The organism is Paucisalibacillus globulus, assembly GCF_900184735.1.
In the GTDB taxonomy this organism is placed as follows: domain Bacteria; phylum Bacillota; class Bacilli; order Bacillales; family Amphibacillaceae; genus Ornithinibacillus; species Ornithinibacillus globulus_B.
In genome coordinates this window covers 645595-670008 of sequence record NZ_LT855386.1, presented here as the reverse complement: position 1 = coordinate 670008, position 24414 = coordinate 645595, and the positions used below count along the sequence as shown (strand labels likewise).

The window sequence follows — 24414 nt, the reverse complement described above, 5'->3', positions numbered from 1 at the left end:
TTTCAGTAGTGAACTGGATTGTACGAAAATACTTAAAGTGATATTTCGAATATATGCATCTTTTAGGATTTGTACATCTAGCTAATGGGAGGCATCCTTTAATGGAAGATAAGAAAAGCAGAGACTGGGAAAAACACGATGAAACCATTGAAAAGTTTATCCAAACCATTGCTAAAAATATGAATTTATATGGTGTTACATCATCAATTGGTAGACTATATGGTGTACTTTATTTCGCCGACGAACCAATGACGCTAGATGATATGCGAGACGCACTTGAAATGAGCAAGACGAGTATGTCTACTGGAGTAAGAACGCTTTCTGATATGAAGATGGTTGAATCCACATTTAGAAAAGGGATACGTAAAGACCTTTATACGTCCGAAGAGGATTGGTATAAGTCCTTTACATCTTTGTTCGGAGGACGGTGGAGGAGACTAACAGAGTCAAACATCGAAGAAGCGGATGAGGCAATGGAAGAATTAGAGAAGATCTTATCAACTACAGAAGATGAAGCGTTAAAAGAGCGAATTGAGCGTGATATAGACAGGTTGGAATATGCGAAAAACTATTATGATTGGTTGATGAAATTTATTCACGTTATTGAAACGGGGAAAATATTCGAATATATACCAAAAAATAAATAAGAATATAGAGTTTGAGATTGACTGGTCACCTTTTTGCAGATAGGAATGTTTACTTGTGTTAGTGTTACCTGCAAAAGAGAGAAACTTATCCATTTGCTTAAGAAGAGCAAATGCTTATCTTTCTAAGAACATGTCAATCTTATTTCTATTAAAGGGGAGGAATAGTTTATGAAAAGAGGCATTGGGAATTATCAGATAGGAGATCAATTCGAGGGTTTTGTACTCATTAAAGAATCAATTAAAGGAACGACTAGTAGTGGGAAGCCATTTTTAACGTTAATATTACGAGATGCTACAGGAGAGATTGAAGCAAAACTTTGGGATATTACAGGGGAAGATGAGACAACATTTATACAAGAACAAATTATCCGTATAACTGGAGAAATCAATCAGTTTCGTGGTAAAGCACAAATGAAAATTAGTTCTATTCGTTTAGCACAACCAACAGATGGTGTACATGTGTCAGATCTTATTGAGAAAGCTCCAGTTGAACGGGAAGAGTTAATGGAGAAATTAACAGAAGCAATCTTTGAAATGAAGAACCCTACGATACAACGACTGGTGAGAGCGATTATGAAGAAATATCAAGAACCATTACTGTTGTATCCAGCTGCAACTAGAAATCATCATGAGTATGTTTCCGGCCTTGCACATCATATTGTAAGCATGTTAAAAATTGCTCGTGAACTTTGTCAATTGTACCCTCAAGTTAATAAAGATTTATTATATGCGGGAATTATACTTCATGACATTGGAAAACTAAAAGAGTTATCTGGTGTGATATCAACTTCATATACATTAGAAGGAAAATTACTAGGACATATCCCAATTATGGTTGAAGAAATTGGACATATGGCAAGGGAATTAAAGCTTGAAGGTGAAGAAGTATTAATTCTGCAGCATTTAGTGTTAAGCCACCATGGAAAGGCAGAATGGGGGAGCCCAACACCACCACTAGTGAGGGAAGCGGAGTTATTACATTTTATTGATTTGATCGATGCAAAAATGAATATGTTAAATCGTTCTCTTGATAAAGTGAAACCCGGAGAATTTACAGAGCGAATATTTGCAATGGACAACCGTGCATTCTACAAACCTACATTCGAACAGTAGTAAAATTTACTGTAATGTTTCTAATCCTTGTACATATATATGAATTAAGTAGTTATGGACAAGGGGGATAAATACATGATTATAGGAATGCCATGGTGGGTTTTTATGATGATCTTATTCATTTTCTTTAGTGGTTATATGGCTTTTCGTGCAATGCGTGCTGAGAAGGAACTCGAAAATCACTATATTGAGCGAGAAGGCCAAGTGTATATAGAGAGAATGCAAGAAGAGCGTGAAGAACGTCATAAGAAAGAAGCAACAAATTAATAAGAATGTTAGCTCTTATGCTTTCTGAAGTAAAAAAAGGTTCTGTCCCTAATATGAGACAGAACCTTTTCCGTATAGTATTACTTACCCTTGAGCTTCAGGCTTGGTAAATAAATCCTTGAATTCTTCTAGTTTAACATCAATTTTTGCATCTTCTAAAAGCTTGTCCATTTTTTCTTGGACTGCAGCATAGTCAACTTGCTCCATCGCAATTTCTCTGCGAAGTTCTTCTTTCTTTTCTTCAAAAGTTGGAATATCCGTAACTTGGATAATATGGTAGCCAAATTCGGATTTTACAGGATCACTAATTTCTCCTTCTTCTAATCCAAATGCCGCTTCTTCAAATTCCTTAACCATTTTACCTTTACCAAAGTAATTTAAATCTCCACCTTGTGAAGCAGAACCATCAGTAGAGTGTTCTTTCGCTAACTCAGCAAAGTCTGCACCTTCATCAAGTTGTTTCTTTAAGTCATTAGCTAATGACTCATCTTCAACTAAGATGTGGCTTGCACGAATTTGTAGTTCTTGATTTTCCTTCATTTCATTGAATTTCTTTTCAACATCTTCATCTGGAACATCAATATCTTCGAAAACAAGTTTTTCTTGAAGTAGTCTTTGGTATGTTTGCTCACGGAATGCATCCTCATTAGGATAACCTTGTTGCATTAACCACATGGAGAACATTTCACCTTGCTGATCTTTTGCTTCTTGAACAGCTTTATCCACTTCTTCATCTGAAACCTCATATTTATCTTCTAATACTTTAATAACAACCATATTGTAAAGTGCACTTTCTCCAATATAGTCTTTCATTTCAGCGTAGAAATCCTCTTTTGTAACGTCTCCTACTTTTGTTTCTACAACTACTTCTGAATCAGCTTTTGATTCATCTTTATCAGCAGTACATGCAGAAAGTAGTAAAGCGCCAGCAGTAATGGTTGCTGCGATTGTTAGTTTTTTCATATAAGCCACACTCCTAATCTTATTGTTACTTCTTGGCTATTGATTAATATACCACAGTTTTACAGTAAAATAATAGTTAAAAGCAGAATTACTTAGAATTTACACATTTTAATTTAGACTTATATCATTACATTTAATACTTTTATATAAGAGGAAACGAGTAAGATAAGCATCATTATGTTGATCACACGAAAAACCCTTGCTTGTTTAGCCGCATTCATCTCTAGTTTTGTACAGAATTTATCAGCTAATGTATTGAAAATGAATAAAATGATGAATGCATAGAATAAAAAAATAATTATCATATCTTACAACCTCCTCAGGAAACCTAAATATACTCTAACAAAGATAATTATGCTTTTGGGTTATCTAACATGCATTAAGTAAATCTTGTAAACTAGTCATCTATAAAATACTGTAACAAAAAATTCATTATATGGGTAGTATAAAAAAGAAGGGGTATGTTGGACACCCCTTCTTAGTTTGCCTTTAATAGGATATCGAAGCCTTCATCACCGTTTTCTACAAATGCATGCTTAGGTGCTTTGAAGGAAATGCGGATAGTTAAAAAATCTAGAAAGGATATCCCAATATTTAATGATGTTAGTAGTAGAGAGTATATATAGATACTCGGGAATAGAAGTGTTGCAATTATTCCAGGTATCGTAATTAGTAATGTTGGTGCTAATGCAGAAAAGATAAAACTGTTCTTGCTAATATGAGAATTAGTATAGAATGTAAAGACAGGTAAAGCTTTTTTTCTAACTATTATTAAATTAATTCGTCTTTTTAATAGTAATAATGGTAAAATATGCATAAAAGAATGAAGGGTGGGTAATAAAATGAGTGCCACCAAAAATAGGATGATTCCTGATTCATTCAATTGATTTGTTTGATGCAATATGGAAAACGGTACATTTAAAATAATAAATGATAATAATGCTAAAAAGATAGATATTAAATTAATCCATTTTATTCCGTATTGTTTATTTAAGTTAACAGATTTCCAGCAGTTCATCTTATTAACCCTCCTTTGCATTTTTAGTTTTTTTATTAAATCAGTTATATTGTTTAATTGTATTACATGGAATATCAAATAGTATATTATTCAGTACAAAATCAGTTACCTTTTTCGAAATCCTAGTTGATTCTAGTATTTAGCCAGGAAAAATGCAATACCTTTTACGAAAAAAATATAGTTTCAAATTCTGCTAATATTAAATTGTATTCAGATAATTATTAATCGTTTGGGGTCAGGAGGATGCTTGAACATGCCTTGGGATAACAATTTAGCAACATTTCAATTACAGTTATTATCTAAGATTATCGACATCAAAAAATACCCTTTTACCAAGCTTGTAATGGTACATAAGTTAACGGAAGACGAATATAACGAATTATTTACCTTGTTAGAAGGAATGGATCGAGAATACAGACAGCAAAAGGAAGAAGGATTACTTGACTATTCATCTCACTTGGTGAAATTTGCAGGCATGCTAAATGAGAAGCTAAATCCAACAGAAACTATCTTTGCTTTACATAAAGAAGGTTATTATCCTGATTTGTTAGGGGAATTTATTCGGTTAATAAAAAAAGATGGCTTGTAGGGGTTAATGTACCTACTAGCCATCTTTTTTTATTTCTGATACTTCTTTAAAGAAGTGAAATAATCTCTCATGAAATTCCAGTAAATTATTGAGTTTGTCCTGAAGCTCGTCATCTTTCTCAGCATTCTGTATATGATCAAATTCGTTCTTCAATTCAATCAGTGCATCTTTCCTGACCTCTGTAGCATCAATCCATTTCTTCATATAAAAGCTTAAAAACTGTCTGAATAGATGATTATTTACTTGGAATAAATCTTTTCGTACACCTTTTTTCCAAACTCTTTTTACTAGATTTAAATCAACTAGGCTCCGTACGCTCGTACTCATTGAAGTTTTACTCTTCCCTAATGCTTCACTCATATCATCTAATGTTAATGGTGTTCCCTCGACATATAAATAAGCAAAGACTCTTGCTTCAATGGGAGATAAATCAAATAATTCTACGGTTTTAGCAAACTCTAGTAAAATACCGTTCTTTATCTTTTCGTTGCTGTTATTCAACATGCAAACCTCCTAAACTTGCTCTACTATAAGGTTACAATAGTCAACCAAGATTGAGAAATGGATAGTTGGTAGGTATTTTGGAGTAATATGGAGTATTTAAAAGGAAAACCAATATTTTATTCGTACAGTTTAAACTGTATGAAAAATATAATCGAAAATAAAGGAATATAAAGTTTGTCCAGTTCATATAAAAAGGTGTATAGTATTATGAGTAAGCGTTGCGGCACGGTTCGTTTTTATAATCTATTATTCTATATTTTAATGCATACAATGATAAATGTATGTCGAAAGAGGTGAAGGCTTTGCCAATTATTGAAGCGAAAAACCTAACAAAGGTTTTCGGTAAGAATCCAAAACAAGCATTAGACCATTTGGGTCAAGGTTTATCCAAAGAAGAAATATTAAAGAAAACGGGAAGTACGGTTGGTGTAAATAGAGCATCTTTTACAGTTGAACCAGGTGAAATCTTCGTAATTATGGGATTGTCTGGTAGTGGTAAATCCACACTGGTACGATTGATTAACAGATTAATCGAACCAACACAAGGTTCCATCCTTATTGATGGACAGGATTTAGCAAAAATGGACAAAAAAGATCTTCGTCAAGTTCGTCGTGAAAAGCTCGGTATGGTGTTCCAACGTTTTGCGCTTTTCCCAAATAGAACCGTATTAAAAAATGTTGAGTATGGTTTGGAGATTCAGAAAGTAGATCCAGAAAAAAGAACCAAAAAAGCACATGAAGCACTAAAATTAGTGGGCTTAGAAGGATACGCAGAACAAAAACCTGAACAATTATCAGGTGGTATGCAGCAACGTGTTGGACTAGCGAGGGCGTTAGCTAATGATCCGGAGGTTCTTTTAATGGATGAAGCATTTTCAGCTTTAGACCCGCTTATTCGTAAGGATATGCAGGATGAGTTAATTGATCTGCAATCCACAATGAAAAAAACAATTATCTTTATCACACATGACTTGGATGAAGCATTACGTCTTGGTGACCGAATTGCCCTAATGAAAGACGGTTCGATTGTGCAAATTGGTACACCTGAGGAAATATTAATGAATCCAGCCAATGACTATGTAGAACGCTTTGTTGAGGATGTTGATCGTTCGAAGGTTCTAACTGCAGGACATATCATGAAACGTCCTGAAACTATCAATATAGAAAAACATGGCCCACGTGTTGCATTAGAGCGTATGAAAGAAGCTGGTATTTCAAGTATTTTAGTGGTAGACAGTAAACGTAATTTAAAAGGATATGTTACTGCTGATGATGCTTCTGAGGCTAGAAAGAAAGAGGTCCGCGACCTAAAAGAGATATTACAAACTGACATTAAGCAGGTAAACAAAGAAACATCCATGCAAGAAATATTTAATGTAATCAATGGTTCACCAGTTCCAGTTGCAGTAGTCGAAAATGAAAGATTAGTAGGGATTATTGTACGTGGTGCTGTCATTGCTGCACTTGCAGGAGATAGTGAGGTGAACTTAGAACATGCTTAAAGAATGGTTTACGGAAGGTATTCCAATTGCGGAAGGTACGGAATGGGTTACCGATCAAATAACGGATATATTTGCTTTCTTATTCGATCCTATAAAAGAGCATTTTGGTAATTTCATGGATTTCGCATCAGAAACACTAATGTTAGTACCACCTGTTGTTGTTATGATTATTGTTGCATTAATTGCATTCTTTATAAGTGGGAAAAAATTTGGTTTAGCAGCGTTCTCTGTTGTAGGTTTATGGTTAATTGATAATCAGGGGTATTGGGAACATCTAATTAGTACATTTACTTTAGTTTTAATAGCTAGTTTATTATCTGTCATTATTGGTGTTCCAATAGGTATTCTGATGGCTAAAAGTAAAACCGCTGAAGCAATTATAAAGCCGATTTTAGACTTTATGCAGACAATGCCTGCATTCGTATATCTAATTCCGGCAGTAGCGTTTTTTGGGATTGGAATGGTACCAGGTATATTTGCATCATTAATTTTTGCAACTCCACCTACAGTACGTTTTACAAACCTAGGTATTCGTCAAGTTTCCAAAGAACTTGTTGAAGCATCTGAAGCATTTGGAAGTACTGGTACTCAAAAATTACTAAAAGTAGAATTACCTATGGCAAAAGCAACGATTATGGCAGGAATTAACCAAACTGTCATGTTAGCTTTATCAATGGTTGTTATTGCATCCATGATTGGAGCACCTGGACTTGGAAGAGAAGTATTATCTTCCTTACAACGTGCTCAAGTAGGAACAGGTTTTGTTGCTGGTATTGGAATTGTTATTCTTGCAATCATAATTGATCGCTTTACACAAAGTGCTAATTCTAAAGAGCAATAAGAGTATAACGGGGCTAATCGCTCCAATAATGAAGTTGGTACCTTTTCTTAGATGAGAAGTTCCATATAGATATTACAAAAAAAGGGGAGAAATAATTTGTTAAAAGGTAAATTAAAAGGTCTTGGTGTAGCATTAGGACTTTCGCTAACATTAATTGCAGCAGGATGTGGATCGGATGATAAAGATACATCTAACGGAGAATCATCAGATAACGGTGAAGTAAATTATAGTGAAGAATTAAATTATACGATTACTGGTATCGAAGCTGGAGCTGGAGTATTTCAGGCTTCAGAACGTGCAGTAGAGGAATATGGTCTTGATGGCTGGGAAGTTGCAGCATCATCAAGTGGTGCAATGGCAACTGCATTAGGTGAAGCTATCGAAAATGAAGAACCTATTGTCGTAACAGGTTGGTCTCCACACTGGAAATTCGCTAAATATGACTTGAAATATTTAGAAGATCCAAAAGGAACTTTCGGTGATGCAGAGATTATTGGTACAATGGTACGTCAAGGATTAGAAGAAGACATGCCTAACGCATATACAGTTCTAGATCAATTCTTCTGGACTGAAGATGACATGAACACAGTTATGTTAGAAATTGCAAATGGTGGGGAGCCTGCTGAAGTTGCAGCTGCATGGGTTGAAGATAATGCAGAAAAAGTTGCCGAATGGACTGAAGGTGCCGAAGAAGTTGATGGCAAAGAAATAGAATTAGTATATGTGGAATGGGACACGGAAGTAGCATCTACTAACGTTGTTGCTAAAGTATTAGAGGATCTTGGTTTTAATGTGACTGTTACACCTCTTGATAATGGAGTTATGTGGCAAGCAATTGCTAGTGGTGAAGCAGATGGAATGGTAGCAGCGTGGTTACCTGGTACTCACGGTGATTTATACGAAGAGTACAAAGATCAATTAGTTGACCTAGGTGCAAATCTTGAAGGTGCTAAAATTGGCCTAGTTGTACCAGCTTATATGGAAATTGATTCTATTGAAGATTTAGAAGCAAAATAATAAAAGTAAATAAAAGCAGACAGAAGTCAGTCTGCTTTTATTTATTGGGTAATTTATTTGAATATTAGGTCAATATTAATGGAATAAGGGAGTTTTGTTATTTAATGAAGAAATTATTAGTAGGGTTAGGTTTAGTTAGTGCACTTGTCTTAGCTGGATGTGGTGATGATACTTCGTCAAATGATTCAAGTGAAGAGAAAAGTTATAGCGAGGTTGTAGATTACACCATTACTGGTATTGAGCCAGGTGCAGGTATTAGTGTTACGACGGAAAAGGCAATTGAAGAATATGATTCATTAAGCGGGTGGAATGTCGAACTATCTTCTACTGCAGCAATGGCTGCAGAACTTGATAAAGCAATGGATAATGAAGAACCTATCATCATTACTGGTTGGAACCCGCATTGGACATTTGCTAAGTATCCTGATATGAAATATTTAGAAGATCCAAAAGGAATCTATGGTGGAGTAGAAGAAATTAAAACAATAGCTCGTAAAGGTCTTGAAGAAGAGAAGCCAGAGGCTTATAAAGCATTAGACCAATTTAATTGGGAAGTAGAAGACATGGAATGGATCATGTACGAATCAAAAGAAACCGGTGACGACATTGCTGCAGTGGCGAAACAGTGGGTAGATGATAATCAAGACAAAGTTGACGAATGGTTAGCAGGCGTTAACGATGTAGATGGTGTCGAAATAGAACTTGTTTCTACACCTTGGGATTCTGAACGTGCTTCAGCAAATGTTATGAAATATGCATTGGAGCAAAAAGGCTTTGAAGTAAAAGTAACACCAGTAGATGTTGCTGTAGTTTTCGAATCCATTGCTAATGGTGATGGTGATGCTTCGTTAGCACCATGGATGCCAATTACCCATAAAGATTTCTATGAAAGCTATCAAGAAGATTTTGTAGACCTTGGTGCAAACCTAACAGGCGCAAAAATCGGCTTAGTTGTTCCGGAATATATGGATATTGAATCTATTGAAGACTTAGAACCAAAAGAATAATACTTTTATATTAAAGAAGCTTTCTCAGATCTCGAGAAAGCTTCTTTCCTGTAATAAAAATATAGTTACAATAATGTTCTTTTACCAATTAAAAACCAACACCTAAAAAAGTGCTGGTTCTGAAATTAAGCTTCAACTTTTTTATTCTCATTTACTTTTTCTTCGAGATCTTTTAAACTAGACTCAATTTGTTCTAGATATTGATGGATATTCTTTTGATGGGGTTCTACAGATTCTTTCCACTCTGAAATGGAACTTTTCATCTCCAAGGTCAAGTCCTTAATTAAGGAAACACCCTCTTTTGAAGTAGCTGCAATTTGATCTTTTAGTCGTAGCCCGTCTATTTTTAGATTTTCCAGTAATTCTTTCCATTCAAGACTTTGATCTTTAACTTTAGTTCTTAATTCTTTTCCGGATGTTGGAGTGCTTAGTAAAGTTGCGGTGGCTCCAACAACACCTCCAATTAAAATTCCTAAAGCGAATGATTTACCATTTGCCATATTAATCCCGCTCCTTTCCCACTTACTATCATTTTTCCTAGTTTTCTCTATTTTATTATGTATATTGTTATTTCTTACACAGATTAGCCACATGGACAAACAAATTTCTTTATCATTAAAAATACTTTTTAAGTTTTTTCATTCTGTAAAAAAATCCTCTGACAAACAATGCCAGAGGATTAAATAAATACTCATTAGACTGCAATTGGTTTGGATCGTTTTAGGATTTGTTGAACTACCGGGTAAATGATAATCATTAACACCGTATTCAATCCAGCAGCTGGTAAAACAGCTGTTGTAAAGAATAATAAGAAAACCCCATCCATTAAACCAACAACGTATAATGCAAGAGTTAGAAAAATCGATCCACTAATCATCGTACCGATAGCAGTTAAAACAGGTACGCCTATCTTTATATTCACTCTGTCTTTAACTAGTAAAAAGAGTGCAAAAAAGATTAAGGCAGTAATTGGTTTCTCGATAAAGTTAGCAATCTGTCCACCTGGTGCATTTGAAGTAAGTGCTGATAATATTCCAGTTGCAATTGCCAACACACCTACATACTTTAGTTTAGGAAATAACATTATTCCTATAAACATCATGGCCAACATCATATCTGGTGTTACACCATAAATCGGTGGCATGATGAAGTGCAGTACTGCACCAATCCCCATTAATAGTGATAAAATGACTAAAATTCTTGTATTCATTTGTACCTCTCCTCGGCTAAGCTTTACTAAGCTCTAATTTTTAGTTCCTCAACTGTACACTCATTGTCAGTTGCAGAAACTTATTTTAAGTATAACAAAGATAATCTGAAATAAAAAGAACTTATTTGGAAATTATTAGTTTTTTTGGACTACTTAATTTCACTATTTATTTCAGCTGCCATTGTTTGTAAATCTTCTGGTGTGTAATCTTCTGTATGTACGTTCCAATTAGAAGAATATCCATCGCCTTCTCCGTAACGTGGAATCAGATGAATATGTATATGGAAGACAGATTGATCTGCAGGCGCCTCATTGTTATTAAGTAAGTTCATTCCAACAGGTTTATATGCTGCTTTAATAGCATTTGCAATACGGGGAACACGAGCAAATAATTCGCTAGCTACCTCGCTAGGCGTTTCATAGATATTCTTAACATGCGTTTTAGGAATAACCAATGTATGTCCTTTCGTCACTTGACTAATATCTAGGAAGGCATACACTTGATCATCTTCATAAACTTTAGCGGACGGAATGTCTCCAGCAATTATTTTACAAAAAATACAATCTTCATGTGCCATAACCACAGCTCCTAACTTTTTCCTCTATTGTATATAGTTGGGCTAGGGGATGTAAAGCTTTATGCTAAGTTAGGCAGGAGGAAGGGGAGTTTGTAGGTGGTGAGCATGTGCATGTAAGTTGGGACCATGCCCCTGATGTTTTATAACATTAACCCAAAAGTAAGAACCATGTGCCCGATATTTTATAGCATGGGCCTGAAAGTATGGAGCATGTGCCCGATATTTAAAAGCATGAGCCTGAAAGTACGGAGCATGTGCCCGATATATTAAAGCATGAGCCTGAAAGTACGGCTCATGTGCCCAATATATTAAAGCATGAGCCCGAAAGTACTGACTATGTGCCCGATATATTAAAGCATGAGCCTGAAGGTACGGAGCATGTACCCGATATTTCATAGCATGAGCCCGAAAGCAGGAACCATGCCCCTGATGTTTTATAACATGAGCCCAAAAGCAGGAACCGTGTGTCCGTACCCATATACCTTACACCCAAGCAACTCAACCATGTGACTCTAATAATCGTCCTCTAAAATCCAAGCACAAAAAAAACAGGCATCGTCCAAATGGACGAGCCTGTTATAGAGCCGAGGTCAATAAACTAATGTGGGGACTTGTAATTACCGTTATCTTGCTTAATGCAATTTAACTGGTTTACAAAACCTTTTTGTTAGTATCCCTTGGCGTTGAGATGTCTTCTAACAAAAGGGTTTTATTTCATTAGATTATCTTTCGTCAACACCCCATTTGTTTTTTTAACACATTTTTTAGTGAAGCATCATCATTTTCCAACACTAACACCTCATTTGTGTTTAACAAATTGGTACGTTGTTGCTACCTCGACCCTACACTAGTATTTTGAGCGATTTCATAAATTCTATACACTTCTTTGAAAAAAAACTAAAAAAAATTATAGTTAAATACACTAATCGCTAATCCGGCTCATCCATCATTATTTTGTTTATAAATACTTTGTCGAAAAAGGTATGAGAGTTTCCTTTGGAATTTGTACTGTTAAATGATAAAATTTTAACCAAGTGAAAAGACTAGGGGGAAAGCATGTGAAGCCGTTATTACACATTGAAGATCTGGTTGGGGGCTATACCCATAAAAATGTTCTCCATGGTGTTTCATTTGATGTGAACGCTAAAGAGATTGTTGGACTGATTGGACTTAATGGTGCTGGTAAAAGTACAACCATTAAGCATGTGATTGGATTGATGCAACCGAAAAAGGGGTCCATCTCGGTAAATGGAAAAACGTTTAGAGACAATCCATCAGAATATAGAAATCAAATGGCATATATTCCTGAAATGCCAATTTTATATGATGAATTAACACTATATGAGCATCTTCGATTAACGGCAATGGCCTATAATATACCAGAGGATGTTTTTGAGAAAAGACTTGAAGTATTATTAAAAGAATTTCGGTTAGAAAAGAAATTAAAATGGTTTCCTGTCCATTTCTCTAAAGGAATGCGTCAGAAAGTCATGATTATGTGTGCATTCTTAATTGAACCACCACTTTATATAGTGGACGAGCCATTTGTAGGATTAGACCCACTAGGAATTCAGTCATACTTGCAATTAATGGACGATATGAAACAACAAGGTTCAGGGATATTAATGTCTACTCATATTTTGGCGACAGCTGAACGTTATTGTGATCGATTTGTTATTTTACATGATGGGGAAGTTAGAGCACTTGGGACATTAGAAGAGTTACGAGAGCAATTTGATATGCCACGTGCGACTCTGGATGATCTATATGTTCAATTGACAAAGGAAGATAGCCATGTTTAATTCACATGACCTTTTTATGAAGCGTTTCAGTACGCATTTAAAGGATATGAGTAGATACTTAAAGTATATATTCAATGGTCATATTGCGTTTGCTATGTTGTTTTTTATTGCAGCACTTGCTTATTATTATCAACAATGGCTAACTATGCTTCCTGAAAATTTTCCAACCGCGTGGATTATGGGGATAGTTTTAGGGCTTGTCGTTAGTTATAGTCCTGTCCGCACCTTATTAAAAGAACCAGATTTAGTATTTTTAATTCCTGCTGAACACAAAATGGGTGCATATTTTCGGAATGCACTTATTTACAGTTTTGTTATTCAACTTTATTTGGTAGCCATTATTGTGGCGGCGTTCGGACCGCTTTACTTTGCTTCTTATCCAGAACGTCCTGGTAATACATACTTATTAACCATTGCTGTCGTTCTGATATTTAAGCTTTGGAACTTAATTGCAAATTGGTGGATATTAAGGATACGAGAAAAGAACATACGAATGATTGATCAATTGGCAAGAGTCTTTTTAAACATAGCCGTGTTTTATTTTATTATCCGTGGGGAAATGCTTTTAGCTGGAATCACAACTATATTATTTGTTGTTATTTTTTTATATGACTTAAGCTTATCACGGAAACAAGCTGGACTTGCTTGGGAATTACTCCTTGAAAAGGATCAGCATCGTATGCAATCTTTTTATCGTTTCGCGAATTTATTTACGGATGTACCTCATTTGAAGAATCGTATTAAACCACGACACTGGTTAGTATCCCTTGTAGAGAAACGTATTCCATTCGAAAGAAAATATACGTATGATTACTTACTCCGGATAACCTTCCTACGTGGTGGAGATTATTTATCTATGTATATTCGATTGATTGTATTAGGTGGATTATTTATTTACTTTATACCTAATGTTTGGGTGAAAATACTCTTTGCCATTCTTTTTGTGTATATGAGTTTATTCCAAATGATGACTTTGTACCAACATCATAGGACGATAATGTGGTTAGATTTGTATCCTGTTGAAGATGAAAATAGAAAAAAAGCTCTTCTGAAATGGTTAGTACAATTAGCAATTGTTCAAACTATATTATACGCAGCGGTGTTCTTAGTAACGGAGGCATATTTAGGGTTTATCATAACATTGTTAGGCGGAATGCTTTTTACCTATCTCTTTACCAATGGGTACGTAAAACAGAAATTGGCTTAAAACTAAGGAGTCATGGTCTAGTATCCATGACTCCTCATTTTATTATAAGTGAGTACCGATAATTATTTCCAATGAATGGTAATATTCTCTTCGCTAAATTTGTCAAAGAGTGCTTTGTGGTAGCGCATGAGAAAACCATTCTCACTAAGAAGAACCTTGTTGCCATCTGTAAAGAATATTTCATATTGGTCAAAGCCTTCACTTCGATCTATATCATAATAATTAATCTCCTCTACATCCTGCCAGGAATATTGATTGATATGGGCTGATAAGGAATTATTGTAGGCAATTCCTTTATCACCAATAGCTATATGTGGTCTTGCTCCTAATAATAATAAGATAATACCAGAAATGAATAGAATAATACCTATAATAACAACAGTTTTTCTTAATTTTCCAAAGTAAAGTAAGAGTGACGATGCACCAATTACAAAACTACCAACAGCGTAGATAATGTAGCTTTTTGCTGGAACGATGACTATCCATGTTCCAGGTGTGAGGTATATGCTATTAGCTATAAAAGCAGGCATAAACACTAATAACACTGGTGTTACAATAAGCACACATATCCCGATAGCCATAAAGAAATGTTTTGCTTCATAGTGTTTAACCATGAATCTTCCCCCTTTTATCTTTATAGTAATTCTTACGAAATAAGTTTGATAAAAGATTCAGTTTATTTGAAGGCTGGTTTCGAAAAGTTTGTTGCTATTTATAAGAAACTGCGCGGTAACTAAGTATTTTGTATAGCGCATCATACCCGCTACGGAAATACACTCCGCTTTCCGCGGGCGGCTGGTGAGCCTCCTCGCGCTATCGCACTGCGGGGTCTCACCGAAGCCTATCCTCCCGCAGGAGTCTCCGTGTATTCCCTACGCTCGTATAGAATGGAAAAATATTACATAAAATCAAAAACGTAATTTAGTCTACTAACTCTGATCAGAAATCCAAAACCAGCGTAGGCAGAATAGGGAGACTCCTCGAAAATAAAGAACAATTTTCTTCGTGCGATGTATATGCTGCCGAAGCCTTCCTTGGACTGCGATTACTCGCCCCATCGAAAACCATTGTCCTGCGGGAATAGCGCGTGTCCGAAGACCCCTAGAGAGGAGAACTTTCCTCGAGGAGGCTGAGGCCGGGCCCGCGGCAAGGTAGACACTACGACGGTCTTTTCGAGCAGATGTCGCCCCTGTGCTGACAGTAAAAGCGGAGTATTCTGCCGGAGCGGTATCGTAAAACTATGCTTATTAATTATGGGATAAAATTGCAGTAGTTACCGCACAGTTTCTATCAACTATTTGCTAGATTAAACCAACTGGAATAACAACAACCTTTTAGTTACAGCCTAGTTAAAAAATAGACGTCAAAAAGACTACCGTATTAAACGATAGTCTTTGGTTAAAGGTTAGCTTTTCTGATAAGCAAAGTATGCACTAATTAATGTTTTTGCTGCTATTGGCATTGCTCTTTCGTCAAAATCAAAATGAGGGTGATGATGTGGGTAGTGATTGCCTTCTTTTTCAGCCCCCGTGAAGAAAAATGCACCTGGTCTTTCTTGAAGATAATATGCAAAATCTTCACCGCCCATTACTGGTATGATTTCCTCGACTGTTTCAACTTCAGGTAGTTTCTTGCTTACCTCCATTATAAGTTCTGCTTCAGTGGGATGATTAACTACTGGTGGATAACCTTTTTTATAATTAAATGAATATGTACATTCATTCGCAATACAAACACCTTTAATAATCTTTTCCATTTCTTCAATTACTTGTTCTTGTATTTCTGTATTCAAGTAACGAACTGTACCTACTAATTTAGCTGTGTCAGCAATTATATTAAATGCATTGCCGGCTTCGAACATACCAACAGTAATTACTGCTGTTTCTAGTGGGTCAAGTCTTCTACTTACAATTTGTTGTAACTGAGTTACGATTTGAGATCCGATGACAATCGAATCTTTTGTTTCATGTGGATAGGCACCGTGTCCACCTTGACCTTGGATAATTAATTCGAATCTGTCTGCTCCTGCCATCATGACATTTTTGGAAGTCTGAACCGTTCCAACAGGTGTTGTCGCCCATAGATGAGTACCAAATACAGCATCAACATTACGGATTGCACCGGCTTCAATCATTGGCTTTGCCCCACCTGGTGCATATTCTTCTGCATGCTGATGAAGGAACACGATAGTACCTGATAATTCTTTCTGATAAGATTTCATTACTTTTGCTAAAGTAAGAAGTGTTGCGGTATGGCCATCATGTCCACAGGCATGCATTACACCGTCCACTTTTGATTTATATGGGACATCCTTAGCATCTTGAATTGGCAGGGCATCAAAGTCTGCACGTAAAGCAACGGTTTTTCCAGGTTTACCACCTTTTAACGTAGCAACAACACCATTTCCTCCAACACCTTTTTCATATGGTATACCTAATCCCTCATAAAAATCAGCTATGTATTCTGCAGTTTTGTATTCTTTGAAAGATAATTCTGGGTGTTGATGTAAGTAGCGACGGATTTCCACGGTTTCCGGGTATAAGGCGTCAATGGCTTGATGAATTTCTTGTAACAAGATTATTCCCCCATTCCTAAATTTTTCTACTATTATAGCATCTTTTTGTAGAAAAATAATTTTAAATTACTATTAGATAAGCTATGATTAAGTCAATATGAAAATGAATATCAGGAGGTATCACCATTTGAAAAGGCGTCAAATTGTTTTTATTTCATTTTTTATTGTTATGTCAGGTGTAATTGGTACTTGGATATTTAAGATAGTTCGCGGGGAAATCCCTTATGTGGACAAGTGGACCAGGGATTTAGTTGATACCTTCCCAGATACATATATTTATTCTTTCTTTCGAGTAGTAACTAATTTAGGTTCAGAATCTTTTATGTACCCATTTACCGCAGTCGTAACCATCATACTCATTATCTTATTTCGAGACTGGTTACCTGGAATCGTATTTGGTTTAGGAATTTTTGCAACCCATCAAGCTAATAAACTAATTAAGCTTCTAGTAGATAGAGATCGTCCTTCTATATTAGAAGAGGCAAATGCAGTGGGGGAGAGTTTCCCTTCAGGACACGCAATGGTTCCAATCGTGTGCTATGGACTGATTGCGTATTTCCTAGCTAAAAAGATTAGATCTACGGCAGCTGTATTAGGTATACAAATATTCTTTGCACTGCTTGTGTTTCTTATTGGTATAAGTAGATATGTGATCAATGTTCATTATTTAACGGATATTTTTGCTGGGTTTGTTTTTGGATTTGTATGTTTGCTCTTACTAATTTACTTATATGAATGGATTAAAAGGTTGAGAACTCGGTCTTAAGGCGGAGACAAAAGCATTCTAGAGATGGTTTTCCCTTTCTTCAAAAATGACTAAGATATAAGTAACAGAAGAGAAGAAGGGAGCATTTTATATGGATGCTGTAGCGGAGCATAATGTAAAGGTACCAATTTTTCATAATCGTAACTTTGTTCTTTTATTAATTAGTGCTTTATTTTCATCACCAGGCTACTTTGTTTATATTATTGGTGCAGAGTGGCTGATGCTTACGATAACGGATAATCGATTTTATTTTGGGATGTTGTTTTTTGTAGCAGCAATACCTAGACTGATTTTATTAATTGTAGGTGGATTAATCGCAGATAGGGTAAATAAACGGACAGTTTTATTTTGGTCTGATTTTACTCGAGCTACGTTAATTGGCGTGTTAATTATACTAATTCTTACGGATTCAGTTGCGGTATGGCATTTGTTAGTTTTATCTGGACTGTTTGGTATTTCAGATGCCTTTAGTTATCCTGCCATGCAATCTTTAATTCCAACATTATTGGAAAAAGATCAGTTACAAAGAGGAAATTCATTTATACAAATGACAGCTCAGATAAGTCCTATTCTTGGACCTGCACTTGGTGGTACGTTAATTGCCCTACTAGGATTCACCGGTGTATTCTCTGTTGCATGTGTCCTATTACTTTTAGCTTCTCTAGCGGTATTATTTATTCGAATGAAGGAAGATAAGCAAGAAGAACCAGAAAGTCACACACCTTTAGCAGATCTAAAGGAAGGATTCCTGTATGCACGTAAAAATGAACTAGTTATTACGGTTGTAATCATGGCATTGTTCTTAAACTTGTTCTTCTCGGGCCCGATAGCAATAGGGATGCCGGTTATCGTTAAAGATGTTTTTGCTGGTAGTGCAGTGAGTCTTGCAACCATTCAAACATCTATGGGAATTGGTGCTTTGGTAGGGGCAATCCTACTTGCTAGCTTGAAACTAAAGAAGCCTGGTAAAGCTGTTATTAGTGGGCTAATAGGCTTAGGAATAGCATTTGGTACGATGGGGATGTCGTCTAACATTTGGATGATGGCAGGGTTAGTTGCCCTTATGGCTGTGTTAACACAAATCGTTAACATCCCATTAATTACCATGCTTCAGCAAACAACAGATAAACGAATGCTAGGTCGAATGATGAGTATGTTTATGACTGTATCAACTGGACTTACGCCGATTTCCTATGTTGCAACGTCATCACTTATTGCAGTTGGCGTTAGTATCCAATGGATTATTGTTGTAAGTGGAGCGATAGTAACCCTTATTGCAATCTACAACCTAAGAAATAAAAAAATACTAGAATTCAAATTATCATAGGGGAGAGAGACAAATGAAAAGTGGATTTTTCCGATTCCTAATTGCAGCTGTATTAATCATGTTTGGTGTCGTATTAGTGTTAGAAAATATTGGTATTCTGGAATTTAATAGTAAGAATGCATGGAGTTATATTTATCCTTCCGTTTTTGTTCTATTTGGATTGAAATGGATGATTGATCGTATGAGACATCGAGGGGGAAGCTGGGTCTGGGGGTCCTTCTTCTTCATCTTTGGATCCCTTTTACTATTAGACCGGTTTGATGTCATTGAGTTTGCTTTTAGAGATGTTTTTAAACTATGGCCACTATTAATTGTTTATTTTGGATTTCTGTTTATAGGGAAATCTTCAAAGCCTAAAGTTATTATCCATAAAGGTGGAACCACGATTGAGAAAGATGAGAATAGCTCTTTTTTTACGGTCGGAAATCATGAGTTTAACAAGCCAAATTGGAAGGTCGAGCCAACAACGGTCAAGACGCTTGCGGGAGATTTTTACTATGACTTCTCCAAAGCTTATATACCAGAAAAAGAGATTCCAATTACGATTAGTTCACTCGCAGGCGATGTTCATATTCTTGTACCAGAGAACCTTGAATTTCAGGTCTATGCATCTGTCAAAGCGGGAGATATCGATGTTGTTGGGCAGACTGTAGACGGGATTAATCGTTCGCTAAGCTATGTGACTCCAAACTATGATACTGCGACTAGAAAGATTAATTTTAACTTGAAATTAAAGGCTGGTTCCATCCGTATAGATTATGTTTAATAGAGGAGAGAGTACAATGAAAAAGCGGTTTTCCAGTATTCGGTACAGTTATATCATCTCGCACTTTAATGGACTTTTTCTAACCTTTATTACAATTCTAGCAATATTATTATCTATCTATGTTTTAGTATCTCCAACATGGCTTACGTCCAATAGTATCTTTTTATTTATTGGGTTATACGCAGTGATTGCATTCTTTATTTCGGTATATGTGGGTTTTCGTTCAAGTGGAGATATTAAACAACGCATGGATTATTTGTCTGTTCTTATTACACAATTTGCAAATGGAAACTATCAATCTAGAATATACTTTAATGAAGGAGACGAGCTCTCCAGAATAGGGAATGAATTAAATGAACTTGGTGAAAAACTTCAAAATCAAGTGAAGTCATTGCAACGGTTAGCGGATGAGAAGGCGGAGCTTGCAAAGTCAGCACATAAGTCAGCTGTAATTGAAGAAAGGCAACGTATTGCAAGGGACCTACATGACGCAGTGAGTCAGCAGCTATTTGCATTGTCTATGATGTCTGAAGCAGCTGTTAGGCAAATTGATCATAATGCGGTTTTAGCAAAAGAACAGATGGAAGAAGTGGCAAGTGCGGCACATCATGCTCAAGCTGAGATGCGTGCACTACTACTACATCTAAGACCTGTCCATTTATCTGGAGATCCATTACCAAAGGGAATTATGAAACTAGTAGATGAGTTAAGGCAAAAATCACAGATTAACTTTCAGTTAGAAATAGATGAGAAGTTGGCCTTGTCAGAAGCGACAGAAGAGCATGTCTTTCGAATTATACAAGAATCTTTATCTAATATACTTCGTCATGCAAATGCATCTGAGGTAAAGATAGAAATTATAAAACGTGGTAAAGAGCTCTTCATACATATTGCAGACAATGGAAAAGGCTTTGACTTTTCCGTTGATAATGAGAAAAAGACGTCGTATGGCTTAAAAACAATGAAGGAACGTAGCGAAGAACTAGGTGGTACGTTTACGATTAGATCCAATATCGATGAAGGCACTTATATTGATATTCGAATACCTTGTTAAAAGAGATTGGAAGGGGAGGAATAGAGATGATTCGAGTTATAGTGGTAGATGACCATGAAATTGTAAGAAAAGGTATCATTGCTTATTTACAGACTGACCCCGAGATTAATGTCATTGGTCAAGCAAATAGTGGGAATGACGGAGCAAAACTTATTTTAAAAGAAAAGCCAGACGTTGTATTGATGGATTTAATGATGGACAATGGAACAGGTATCGATGCAACCAAACAGGTTATGCAGGAATACCCATCATGTAAGATTATCATTCTAACAAGCTATTATGATGATCAACAAGTATTTCCAGCATTAGAGGCAGGAGCATTTAGCTATATTTTAAAAACCTCCTCAGCTGATGAAATTGTGTCTGCTATAAAAAAAGCAGCAAACGGTGAGAATGTGATTGAACCAAAAGTAGCCAGCAAAATGATGACTAGTTTCCGTGGAGAAAAGCGAAAACTTCATGATGAATTAACAGAACGAGAAATGGAAGTCTTGTTATGTATTGGAAATGGAATGACCAACCAGGAAATTAGTGAGAAACTATATATTGGTATTAAAACAGTTAAAACTCATGTAAGTAATATTCTAGCTAAATTAGATGTTCATGATAGGACACAGGCTGCTGTATATGTTCATAAAAATAATTTGTTAAATTCAAGAGGGTGAAGCCCTCTTTTTTGTTTTTTGAATCAATCCCTAGTATAATACTAGGGAAATTAAAATCAAATTGAGGAGATACCTGAATGGATGATTCGAAGAAAAAAGAGAATTTTCTGCTTGGAATATGGGGAGTGGCTGTTGTAGCTACAGCAGGTAGTTTGTTTTTCTCAGAAGTTATGGGGTATGAGCCATGTGAATTATGTTGGTTTCAACGAATTCTCATGTACCCATTAGTCATTATTTATGGTACAGCATTATTCAAAAGGGATTTATCCACTGCCTTACCAGGTTTGTTTTTAAGTGGTATAGGTATGTGTTTGTCTACATATCATTATTTTATACAAAAATTACCTGCTTTAAAGGAAGCGGGCGGTGCATGTGGACTTGTACCTTGTAATGTGGAATATGTGAATTTCTTTGGTTTTATTACCATTCCAATTATGGCGGGTACAGCATTTATTTTAATCTTTGTAACACATCTAGTACTATTAAAACAAACTAGGGGGAAATAAAAATGCAAAAGAAAATGATAGCAATCGTTGCAGCCATTGTAGTGTTATTCGGTGCCTTATTCTTTGTTATTAGTTATAAGAATGATAAAGCATTGGAAAATAATCCATATGGTACAGACGATCTTAATCAAGCAACCATTGATCAATTAAGTGATCCCAACTATGGTAATCAAATTTTACCAGATGAACTAATTAATCAAGTAGAAGGTGGAGAAGGGGTAACAGTATATTACTATAGCCCAACTTGTTCATTTTGTAAGGCAACTACACCATACCTAGTACCATTAGCAGAGGAAATGGATGTTGATATGAAAAAGTTGAACCTACTAGAATTTGCATATGATGTTCAACAATTTGCTATCCAATCAACACCAACTCTTGTATATTATGAGGATGGTAAAGAAGTTGCTCGCTTAGAAGGACAGCAAGAAGAGGATGTATATGCTGCATTCTTTGAGGAGTATGTTCTAAATTAATAAATAATAGGTCCCCAATTGTCTTGGAAATACAATTTGGGGACCTATTTGTTTGGTTAAGTTATTCTGATTCAATCATGTTATATGTATTGACAAACGGTCTATCTGCAAAGTATGCTGGTGGTTTTGTTCCGGTGTGTGCTTTTTGGAACGATTCGGAGGTTTTCCATTGTTCATAGCTATTTACCGAATCCCATTGGGTAAAGACAACATATGTATTACCTTTTAAAGGCTTTAATAATCGAAATGCTTGGAATCCCGTTTGACCATCTACGTCTCCTTTTCTTTTTTTAAAGTTATCTTCAAATATTGGTCTGCCTTCATCTGTTACAGGTATATTGTTCATGACAACATAACCTTCCTCTTGTATTTCTCCAGCCTGAATAAGAACTTCATAGTCTCTACCAGATTGGAAAACCTTTTGATTAGTACCTTCATAATAGGCGACATCATTAGAAGGGCCGCTCATAAAGTGAAATGTAATAGCGGGGTACTTATCGGATAACTTCATTAGAAAATCAATGGTTCCATTTGTCATATATGCATTCATCAGGTATCTCCTTTCTAAATTACGAGCAGAATATCAATAATTATTATTAATAAATAATAGCTATTACTTTAAGTTTGCTTGATTTAGTCGTATAATAATCATCGTATGATAGATGAGATGTTTATAGTATCCATTGTATCGTAAACTAATTAGAATTATAACCAACCTCCTACTTATTTTCATTCGAAACTGACTTTTTTCGACAAAATATTTCCCAGGTAATAATTAAAAGATAATAGTGTCTATTTTGTGTAAAGTAAATTAGACAAATTAATGACAAAATAGCTTCTTTCTATACATCACAAGTCGAAATAGGTATAGTAGAATAGGAAAGTTTATAAAAGTACTTGTCATAATACAGTACATAAAAAGGTATGGATATAGTTTGACAGATAATCCAAAAAGGGTGAGAACATGAATTTTAATGATACGATCATTCGTGCGTACAAAGGTGAAGCGGTTGACTATACACCTGCATGGTTTATGAGACAGGCGGGTAGGTCGCAACCTGAATACAGAAAACTAAAAGAAAAGTATTCTTTATTTGACATTACTCATCGTCCAGAAGTTTGTGCCTATGTTACAAGACTTCCTGTAGAACAGTATAATGTCGATGCAGCAATACTATACAAAGACATCATGTCACCACTTCCAGCAATTGGTGTTGATGTTGAAATTAAATCAGGAATTGGCCCGGTTATTGATAATCCCATTAAGAGTATTGAGGATGTTGAAAAGTTGGGAACAATAAATCCAGAAGTTGATGTTCCCTATGTGTTAGATACAATTAAATTGTTAACAGAAGAACAATTATCTGTTCCATTAATCGGTTTTAGTGGTGCTCCATTTACACTAGCAAGTTATATGATAGAAGGTGGACCATCTAAGACATATGGAAAAACGAAAGCATTTATGTATGCAAACTCGGAAGCATGGTTTGCTTTAATGGAAAAATTAGCAGATATGACTATTACGTATGTGAAATCACAAATTAAAGCAGGTGTTAAGGCGATCCAGATCTTTGATTCTTGGGTTGGAGCTCTAAATGCATCTGATTATAGAACATATATTAAACCGGTTATGAACCGTATCTTCAGCGAATTAAAAAACGAAGGTGTGCCCCTTACTATGTTTGGTGTTGGTGCTAGTCATTTATTATTAGAGTGGAATGACTTGCCAGTTGATGTTATTGGTCTTGACTGGAGAACTTCTATTAAAGAGGCAAGAGATTTAGGAGTGACTAAGGTATTACAAGGTAATTTAGACCCAGCACTTTTACTTTCTGATTGGGAAATAATTGAAACTAGAACGAAAGCTATTCTCGACCAATCGAAAGAAGATGGCAGACATGTATTCAACTTAGGACACGGGGTAACACCAGATGTAAAACCAGAAACTCTGAAGAAACTTACTGAATTAATTCATACTTATTCTAAACGTTAACTTGATATAAAACTTACATGA

29 protein-coding genes are annotated in these 24414 nt (G+C 35.6%); 19 read left to right on the top strand and 10 right to left on the bottom strand.

The annotated features are described in order from the left end of the window. Positions 1–101: 101 nt before the first annotated feature. From BN999_RS05455 to BN999_RS05445, 3 genes are all read left to right on the top strand, one after another. Entirely contained in the window at positions 102–647 is a 546-nt protein-coding gene (locus tag BN999_RS05455; protein ID WP_096270364.1) for a GbsR/MarR family transcriptional regulator, read from the top strand. A gap of 168 nt (positions 648–815) precedes the next feature. After that, positions 816–1760: a 3'-5' exoribonuclease YhaM gene (gene yhaM, locus BN999_RS05450; protein WP_096270363.1), complete on the top strand. Its 945-nt coding sequence runs from the start codon at positions 816–818 to the stop codon at positions 1758–1760. A gap of 75 nt (positions 1761–1835) precedes the next feature. Then, positions 1836–2027, top strand: coding sequence for a sporulation YhaL family protein (locus BN999_RS05445; protein WP_096270362.1), 192 nt, complete (start codon positions 1836–1838; stop codon positions 2025–2027). Positions 2028–2111: 84 nt separating this feature from the next. On the opposite strand, the gene BN999_RS05440 is transcribed toward BN999_RS05445, so the two are convergent. The 3 genes from BN999_RS05440 to BN999_RS05430 form a co-directional block, all read right to left on the bottom strand. Continuing rightward, positions 2112–2990 (bottom strand): peptidylprolyl isomerase, encoded by an 879-nt coding sequence (locus BN999_RS05440; protein WP_096270361.1) that lies wholly within the window; start codon positions 2988–2990, stop codon positions 2112–2114. 119 nt (positions 2991–3109) lie between these two features. After that, complete coding sequence (locus BN999_RS05435) at positions 3110–3295, bottom strand: hypothetical protein (RefSeq protein WP_096270360.1); 186 nt, start codon at positions 3293–3295, stop codon at positions 3110–3112. Between the two features lie 173 nt (positions 3296–3468). Then, complete coding sequence (locus BN999_RS05430; protein WP_096270359.1) at positions 3469–4008, bottom strand: DUF3267 domain-containing protein; 540 nt, start codon at positions 4006–4008, stop codon at positions 3469–3471. 253 nt (positions 4009–4261) lie between these two features. Here BN999_RS05430 and BN999_RS05425 point away from each other — a divergent pair, with 253 nt between their 5' ends. Beyond that, positions 4262–4597, top strand: a complete 336-nt coding sequence (locus tag BN999_RS05425; protein WP_096270358.1) for a DUF1878 family protein — start codon at positions 4262–4264, stop codon at positions 4595–4597. Positions 4598–4612: 15 nt separating this feature from the next. Here BN999_RS05425 and BN999_RS05420 read toward each other — a convergent pair whose 3' ends face one another. After that, positions 4613–5101, bottom strand: coding sequence for a GbsR/MarR family transcriptional regulator (locus tag BN999_RS05420; RefSeq protein WP_255247403.1), 489 nt, complete (start codon positions 5099–5101; stop codon positions 4613–4615). A gap of 302 nt (positions 5102–5403) precedes the next feature. On the opposite strand from BN999_RS05420, the gene BN999_RS05415 reads away from it, so the two are divergent. The 4 genes from BN999_RS05415 to BN999_RS05400 all read left to right on the top strand — a co-directional run bounded on the left by BN999_RS05415 (position 5404) and on the right by BN999_RS05400 (position 9468). Then, positions 5404–6603, top strand: a complete 1200-nt coding sequence (locus BN999_RS05415; protein ID WP_096270357.1) for a quaternary amine ABC transporter ATP-binding protein — start codon at positions 5404–5406, stop codon at positions 6601–6603. After that, the gene (locus tag BN999_RS05410) at positions 6596–7444 is read left to right on the top strand and encodes an ABC transporter permease (protein ID WP_096270356.1); all 849 of its coding nucleotides are present in this window, start codon (positions 6596–6598) and stop codon (positions 7442–7444) included. The genes BN999_RS05415 and BN999_RS05410 overlap by 8 nt, the downstream gene beginning before the upstream one ends. Positions 7445–7540: 96 nt before the next feature. Further along, complete coding sequence (locus BN999_RS05405; protein ID WP_096270355.1) at positions 7541–8461, top strand: glycine betaine ABC transporter substrate-binding protein; 921 nt, start codon at positions 7541–7543, stop codon at positions 8459–8461. A gap of 104 nt (positions 8462–8565) precedes the next feature. Next, complete coding sequence (locus tag BN999_RS05400) at positions 8566–9468, top strand: glycine betaine ABC transporter substrate-binding protein (RefSeq protein WP_096270354.1); 903 nt, start codon at positions 8566–8568, stop codon at positions 9466–9468. Between the two features lie 125 nt (positions 9469–9593). Here BN999_RS05400 and BN999_RS05395 read toward each other — a convergent pair whose 3' ends face one another. The 3 genes from BN999_RS05395 to BN999_RS05385 all read right to left on the bottom strand — a co-directional run bounded on the left by BN999_RS05395 (position 9594) and on the right by BN999_RS05385 (position 11256). Further along, positions 9594–9968 (bottom strand): YtxH domain-containing protein, encoded by a 375-nt coding sequence (locus BN999_RS05395; protein ID WP_096270353.1) that lies wholly within the window; start codon positions 9966–9968, stop codon positions 9594–9596. Between the two features lie 194 nt (positions 9969–10162). Continuing rightward, a complete protein-coding gene (locus BN999_RS05390) occupies positions 10163–10678 on the bottom strand; it encodes a tryptophan transporter (protein WP_096270352.1) in 516 nt (171 codons plus the stop codon). 149 nt (positions 10679–10827) lie between these two features. After that, positions 10828–11256, bottom strand: a complete 429-nt coding sequence (locus BN999_RS05385) for an HIT family protein (protein WP_096270351.1) — start codon at positions 11254–11256, stop codon at positions 10828–10830. Between the two features lie 254 nt (positions 11257–11510). Here BN999_RS05385 and BN999_RS20535 point away from each other — a divergent pair, with 254 nt between their 5' ends. From BN999_RS20535 to BN999_RS05370, 3 genes are all read left to right on the top strand, one after another. Further along, positions 11511–11654 carry a hypothetical protein gene (locus BN999_RS20535; RefSeq protein WP_176481881.1) on the top strand — a complete coding sequence of 48 codons (144 nt, stop codon included), beginning with the start codon at positions 11511–11513 and terminating at the stop codon, positions 11652–11654. A 660-nt stretch (positions 11655–12314) separates the two neighbouring features. Beyond that, positions 12315–13058, top strand: coding sequence for an ABC transporter ATP-binding protein (locus BN999_RS05375; protein ID WP_096270349.1), 744 nt, complete (start codon positions 12315–12317; stop codon positions 13056–13058). Then, a complete protein-coding gene (locus BN999_RS05370; protein ID WP_096270348.1) occupies positions 13051–14265 on the top strand; it encodes an ABC transporter permease in 1215 nt (404 codons plus the stop codon). Before BN999_RS05375 ends, BN999_RS05370 begins: the two co-directional genes overlap by 8 nt. A gap of 62 nt (positions 14266–14327) precedes the next feature. Here BN999_RS05370 and BN999_RS05365 read toward each other — a convergent pair whose 3' ends face one another. Both BN999_RS05365 and BN999_RS05360 read right to left on the bottom strand, forming a co-directional pair. Continuing rightward, complete coding sequence (locus BN999_RS05365) at positions 14328–14879, bottom strand: hypothetical protein (RefSeq protein WP_096270347.1); 552 nt, start codon at positions 14877–14879, stop codon at positions 14328–14330. Positions 14880–15670: 791 nt separating this feature from the next. Next, positions 15671–16840, bottom strand: a complete 1170-nt coding sequence (locus BN999_RS05360) for a M20 metallopeptidase family protein (protein WP_096270346.1) — start codon at positions 16838–16840, stop codon at positions 15671–15673. A 127-nt stretch (positions 16841–16967) separates the two neighbouring features. On the opposite strand from BN999_RS05360, the gene BN999_RS05355 reads away from it, so the two are divergent. The 7 genes from BN999_RS05355 (at position 16968) to BN999_RS05325 (ending at position 22400) form a co-directional block, all read left to right on the top strand. After that, positions 16968–17606: a phosphatase PAP2 family protein gene (locus BN999_RS05355; RefSeq protein ID WP_255247402.1), complete on the top strand. Its 639-nt coding sequence runs from the start codon at positions 16968–16970 to the stop codon at positions 17604–17606. Between the two features lie 91 nt (positions 17607–17697). Then, a complete protein-coding gene (locus BN999_RS05350; protein ID WP_096270345.1) occupies positions 17698–18933 on the top strand; it encodes an MFS transporter in 1236 nt (411 codons plus the stop codon). Positions 18934–18946: 13 nt separating this feature from the next. Then, entirely contained in the window at positions 18947–19699 is a 753-nt protein-coding gene (gene liaF / locus BN999_RS05345; protein ID WP_096270344.1) for a cell wall-active antibiotics response protein LiaF, read from the top strand. Positions 19700–19715: 16 nt separating this feature from the next. Next, a complete protein-coding gene (locus BN999_RS05340; protein WP_096270343.1) occupies positions 19716–20753 on the top strand; it encodes a sensor histidine kinase in 1038 nt (345 codons plus the stop codon). 26 nt (positions 20754–20779) lie between these two features. Further along, entirely contained in the window at positions 20780–21418 is a 639-nt protein-coding gene (locus tag BN999_RS05335) for a response regulator transcription factor (RefSeq protein ID WP_096270342.1), read from the top strand. A gap of 77 nt (positions 21419–21495) precedes the next feature. Continuing rightward, positions 21496–21924: a disulfide oxidoreductase gene (locus BN999_RS05330; protein WP_096270341.1), complete on the top strand. Its 429-nt coding sequence runs from the start codon at positions 21496–21498 to the stop codon at positions 21922–21924. 2 nt (positions 21925–21926) lie between these two features. Further along, complete coding sequence (locus BN999_RS05325; protein ID WP_096270340.1) at positions 21927–22400, top strand: thioredoxin family protein; 474 nt, start codon at positions 21927–21929, stop codon at positions 22398–22400. A gap of 61 nt (positions 22401–22461) precedes the next feature. Here BN999_RS05325 and BN999_RS05320 read toward each other — a convergent pair whose 3' ends face one another. Continuing rightward, positions 22462–22950, bottom strand: coding sequence for an antibiotic biosynthesis monooxygenase family protein (locus tag BN999_RS05320; protein ID WP_096270339.1), 489 nt, complete (start codon positions 22948–22950; stop codon positions 22462–22464). Between the two features lie 414 nt (positions 22951–23364). On the opposite strand from BN999_RS05320, the gene hemE reads away from it, so the two are divergent. Continuing rightward, positions 23365–24393, top strand: a complete 1029-nt coding sequence (gene hemE / locus BN999_RS05315) for a uroporphyrinogen decarboxylase (protein WP_096270338.1) — start codon at positions 23365–23367, stop codon at positions 24391–24393. Positions 24394–24414 lie beyond the last annotated feature (21 nt).

Coding starts and splice junctions, on each gene's coding strand:
- BN999_RS05445 (WP_096270362.1), top strand. CDS start 1,836: ATGATTATAGGAATGCCATGGTGGGTTTTTATGATGATCTTATTCATT.
- BN999_RS05455 (WP_096270364.1), top strand. CDS start 102: ATGGAAGATAAGAAAAGCAGAGACTGGGAAAAACACGATGAAACCATT.
- BN999_RS05435 (WP_096270360.1), bottom strand. CDS start 3,295: ATGATAATTATTTTTTTATTCTATGCATTCATCATTTTATTCATTTTC.
- BN999_RS05350 (WP_096270345.1), top strand. CDS start 17,698: ATGGATGCTGTAGCGGAGCATAATGTAAAGGTACCAATTTTTCATAAT.
- BN999_RS05365 (WP_096270347.1), bottom strand. CDS start 14,879: ATGGTTAAACACTATGAAGCAAAACATTTCTTTATGGCTATCGGGATA.
- BN999_RS05395 (WP_096270353.1), bottom strand. CDS start 9,968: ATGGCAAATGGTAAATCATTCGCTTTAGGAATTTTAATTGGAGGTGTT.
- BN999_RS05325 (WP_096270340.1), top strand. CDS start 21,927: ATGCAAAAGAAAATGATAGCAATCGTTGCAGCCATTGTAGTGTTATTC.
- hemE (WP_096270338.1), top strand. CDS start 23,365: ATGAATTTTAATGATACGATCATTCGTGCGTACAAAGGTGAAGCGGTT.
- yhaM (WP_096270363.1), top strand. CDS start 816: ATGAAAAGAGGCATTGGGAATTATCAGATAGGAGATCAATTCGAGGGT.
- BN999_RS05425 (WP_096270358.1), top strand. CDS start 4,262: ATGCCTTGGGATAACAATTTAGCAACATTTCAATTACAGTTATTATCT.
- BN999_RS05390 (WP_096270352.1), bottom strand. CDS start 10,678: ATGAATACAAGAATTTTAGTCATTTTATCACTATTAATGGGGATTGGT.
- BN999_RS05400 (WP_096270354.1), top strand. CDS start 8,566: ATGAAGAAATTATTAGTAGGGTTAGGTTTAGTTAGTGCACTTGTCTTA.
- BN999_RS05330 (WP_096270341.1), top strand. CDS start 21,496: ATGGATGATTCGAAGAAAAAAGAGAATTTTCTGCTTGGAATATGGGGA.
- BN999_RS05410 (WP_096270356.1), top strand. CDS start 6,596: ATGCTTAAAGAATGGTTTACGGAAGGTATTCCAATTGCGGAAGGTACG.
- BN999_RS05370 (WP_096270348.1), top strand. CDS start 13,051: ATGTTTAATTCACATGACCTTTTTATGAAGCGTTTCAGTACGCATTTA.
- BN999_RS05430 (WP_096270359.1), bottom strand. CDS start 4,008: ATGAACTGCTGGAAATCTGTTAACTTAAATAAACAATACGGAATAAAA.
- BN999_RS05320 (WP_096270339.1), bottom strand. CDS start 22,950: ATGAATGCATATATGACAAATGGAACCATTGATTTTCTAATGAAGTTA.
- BN999_RS05440 (WP_096270361.1), bottom strand. CDS start 2,990: ATGAAAAAACTAACAATCGCAGCAACCATTACTGCTGGCGCTTTACTA.
- BN999_RS05385 (WP_096270351.1), bottom strand. CDS start 11,256: ATGGCACATGAAGATTGTATTTTTTGTAAAATAATTGCTGGAGACATT.
- BN999_RS05420 (WP_255247403.1), bottom strand. CDS start 5,101: ATGTTGAATAACAGCAACGAAAAGATAAAGAACGGTATTTTACTAGAG.
- BN999_RS05335 (WP_096270342.1), top strand. CDS start 20,780: ATGATTCGAGTTATAGTGGTAGATGACCATGAAATTGTAAGAAAAGGT.
- liaF (WP_096270344.1), top strand. CDS start 18,947: ATGAAAAGTGGATTTTTCCGATTCCTAATTGCAGCTGTATTAATCATG.
- BN999_RS05340 (WP_096270343.1), top strand. CDS start 19,716: ATGAAAAAGCGGTTTTCCAGTATTCGGTACAGTTATATCATCTCGCAC.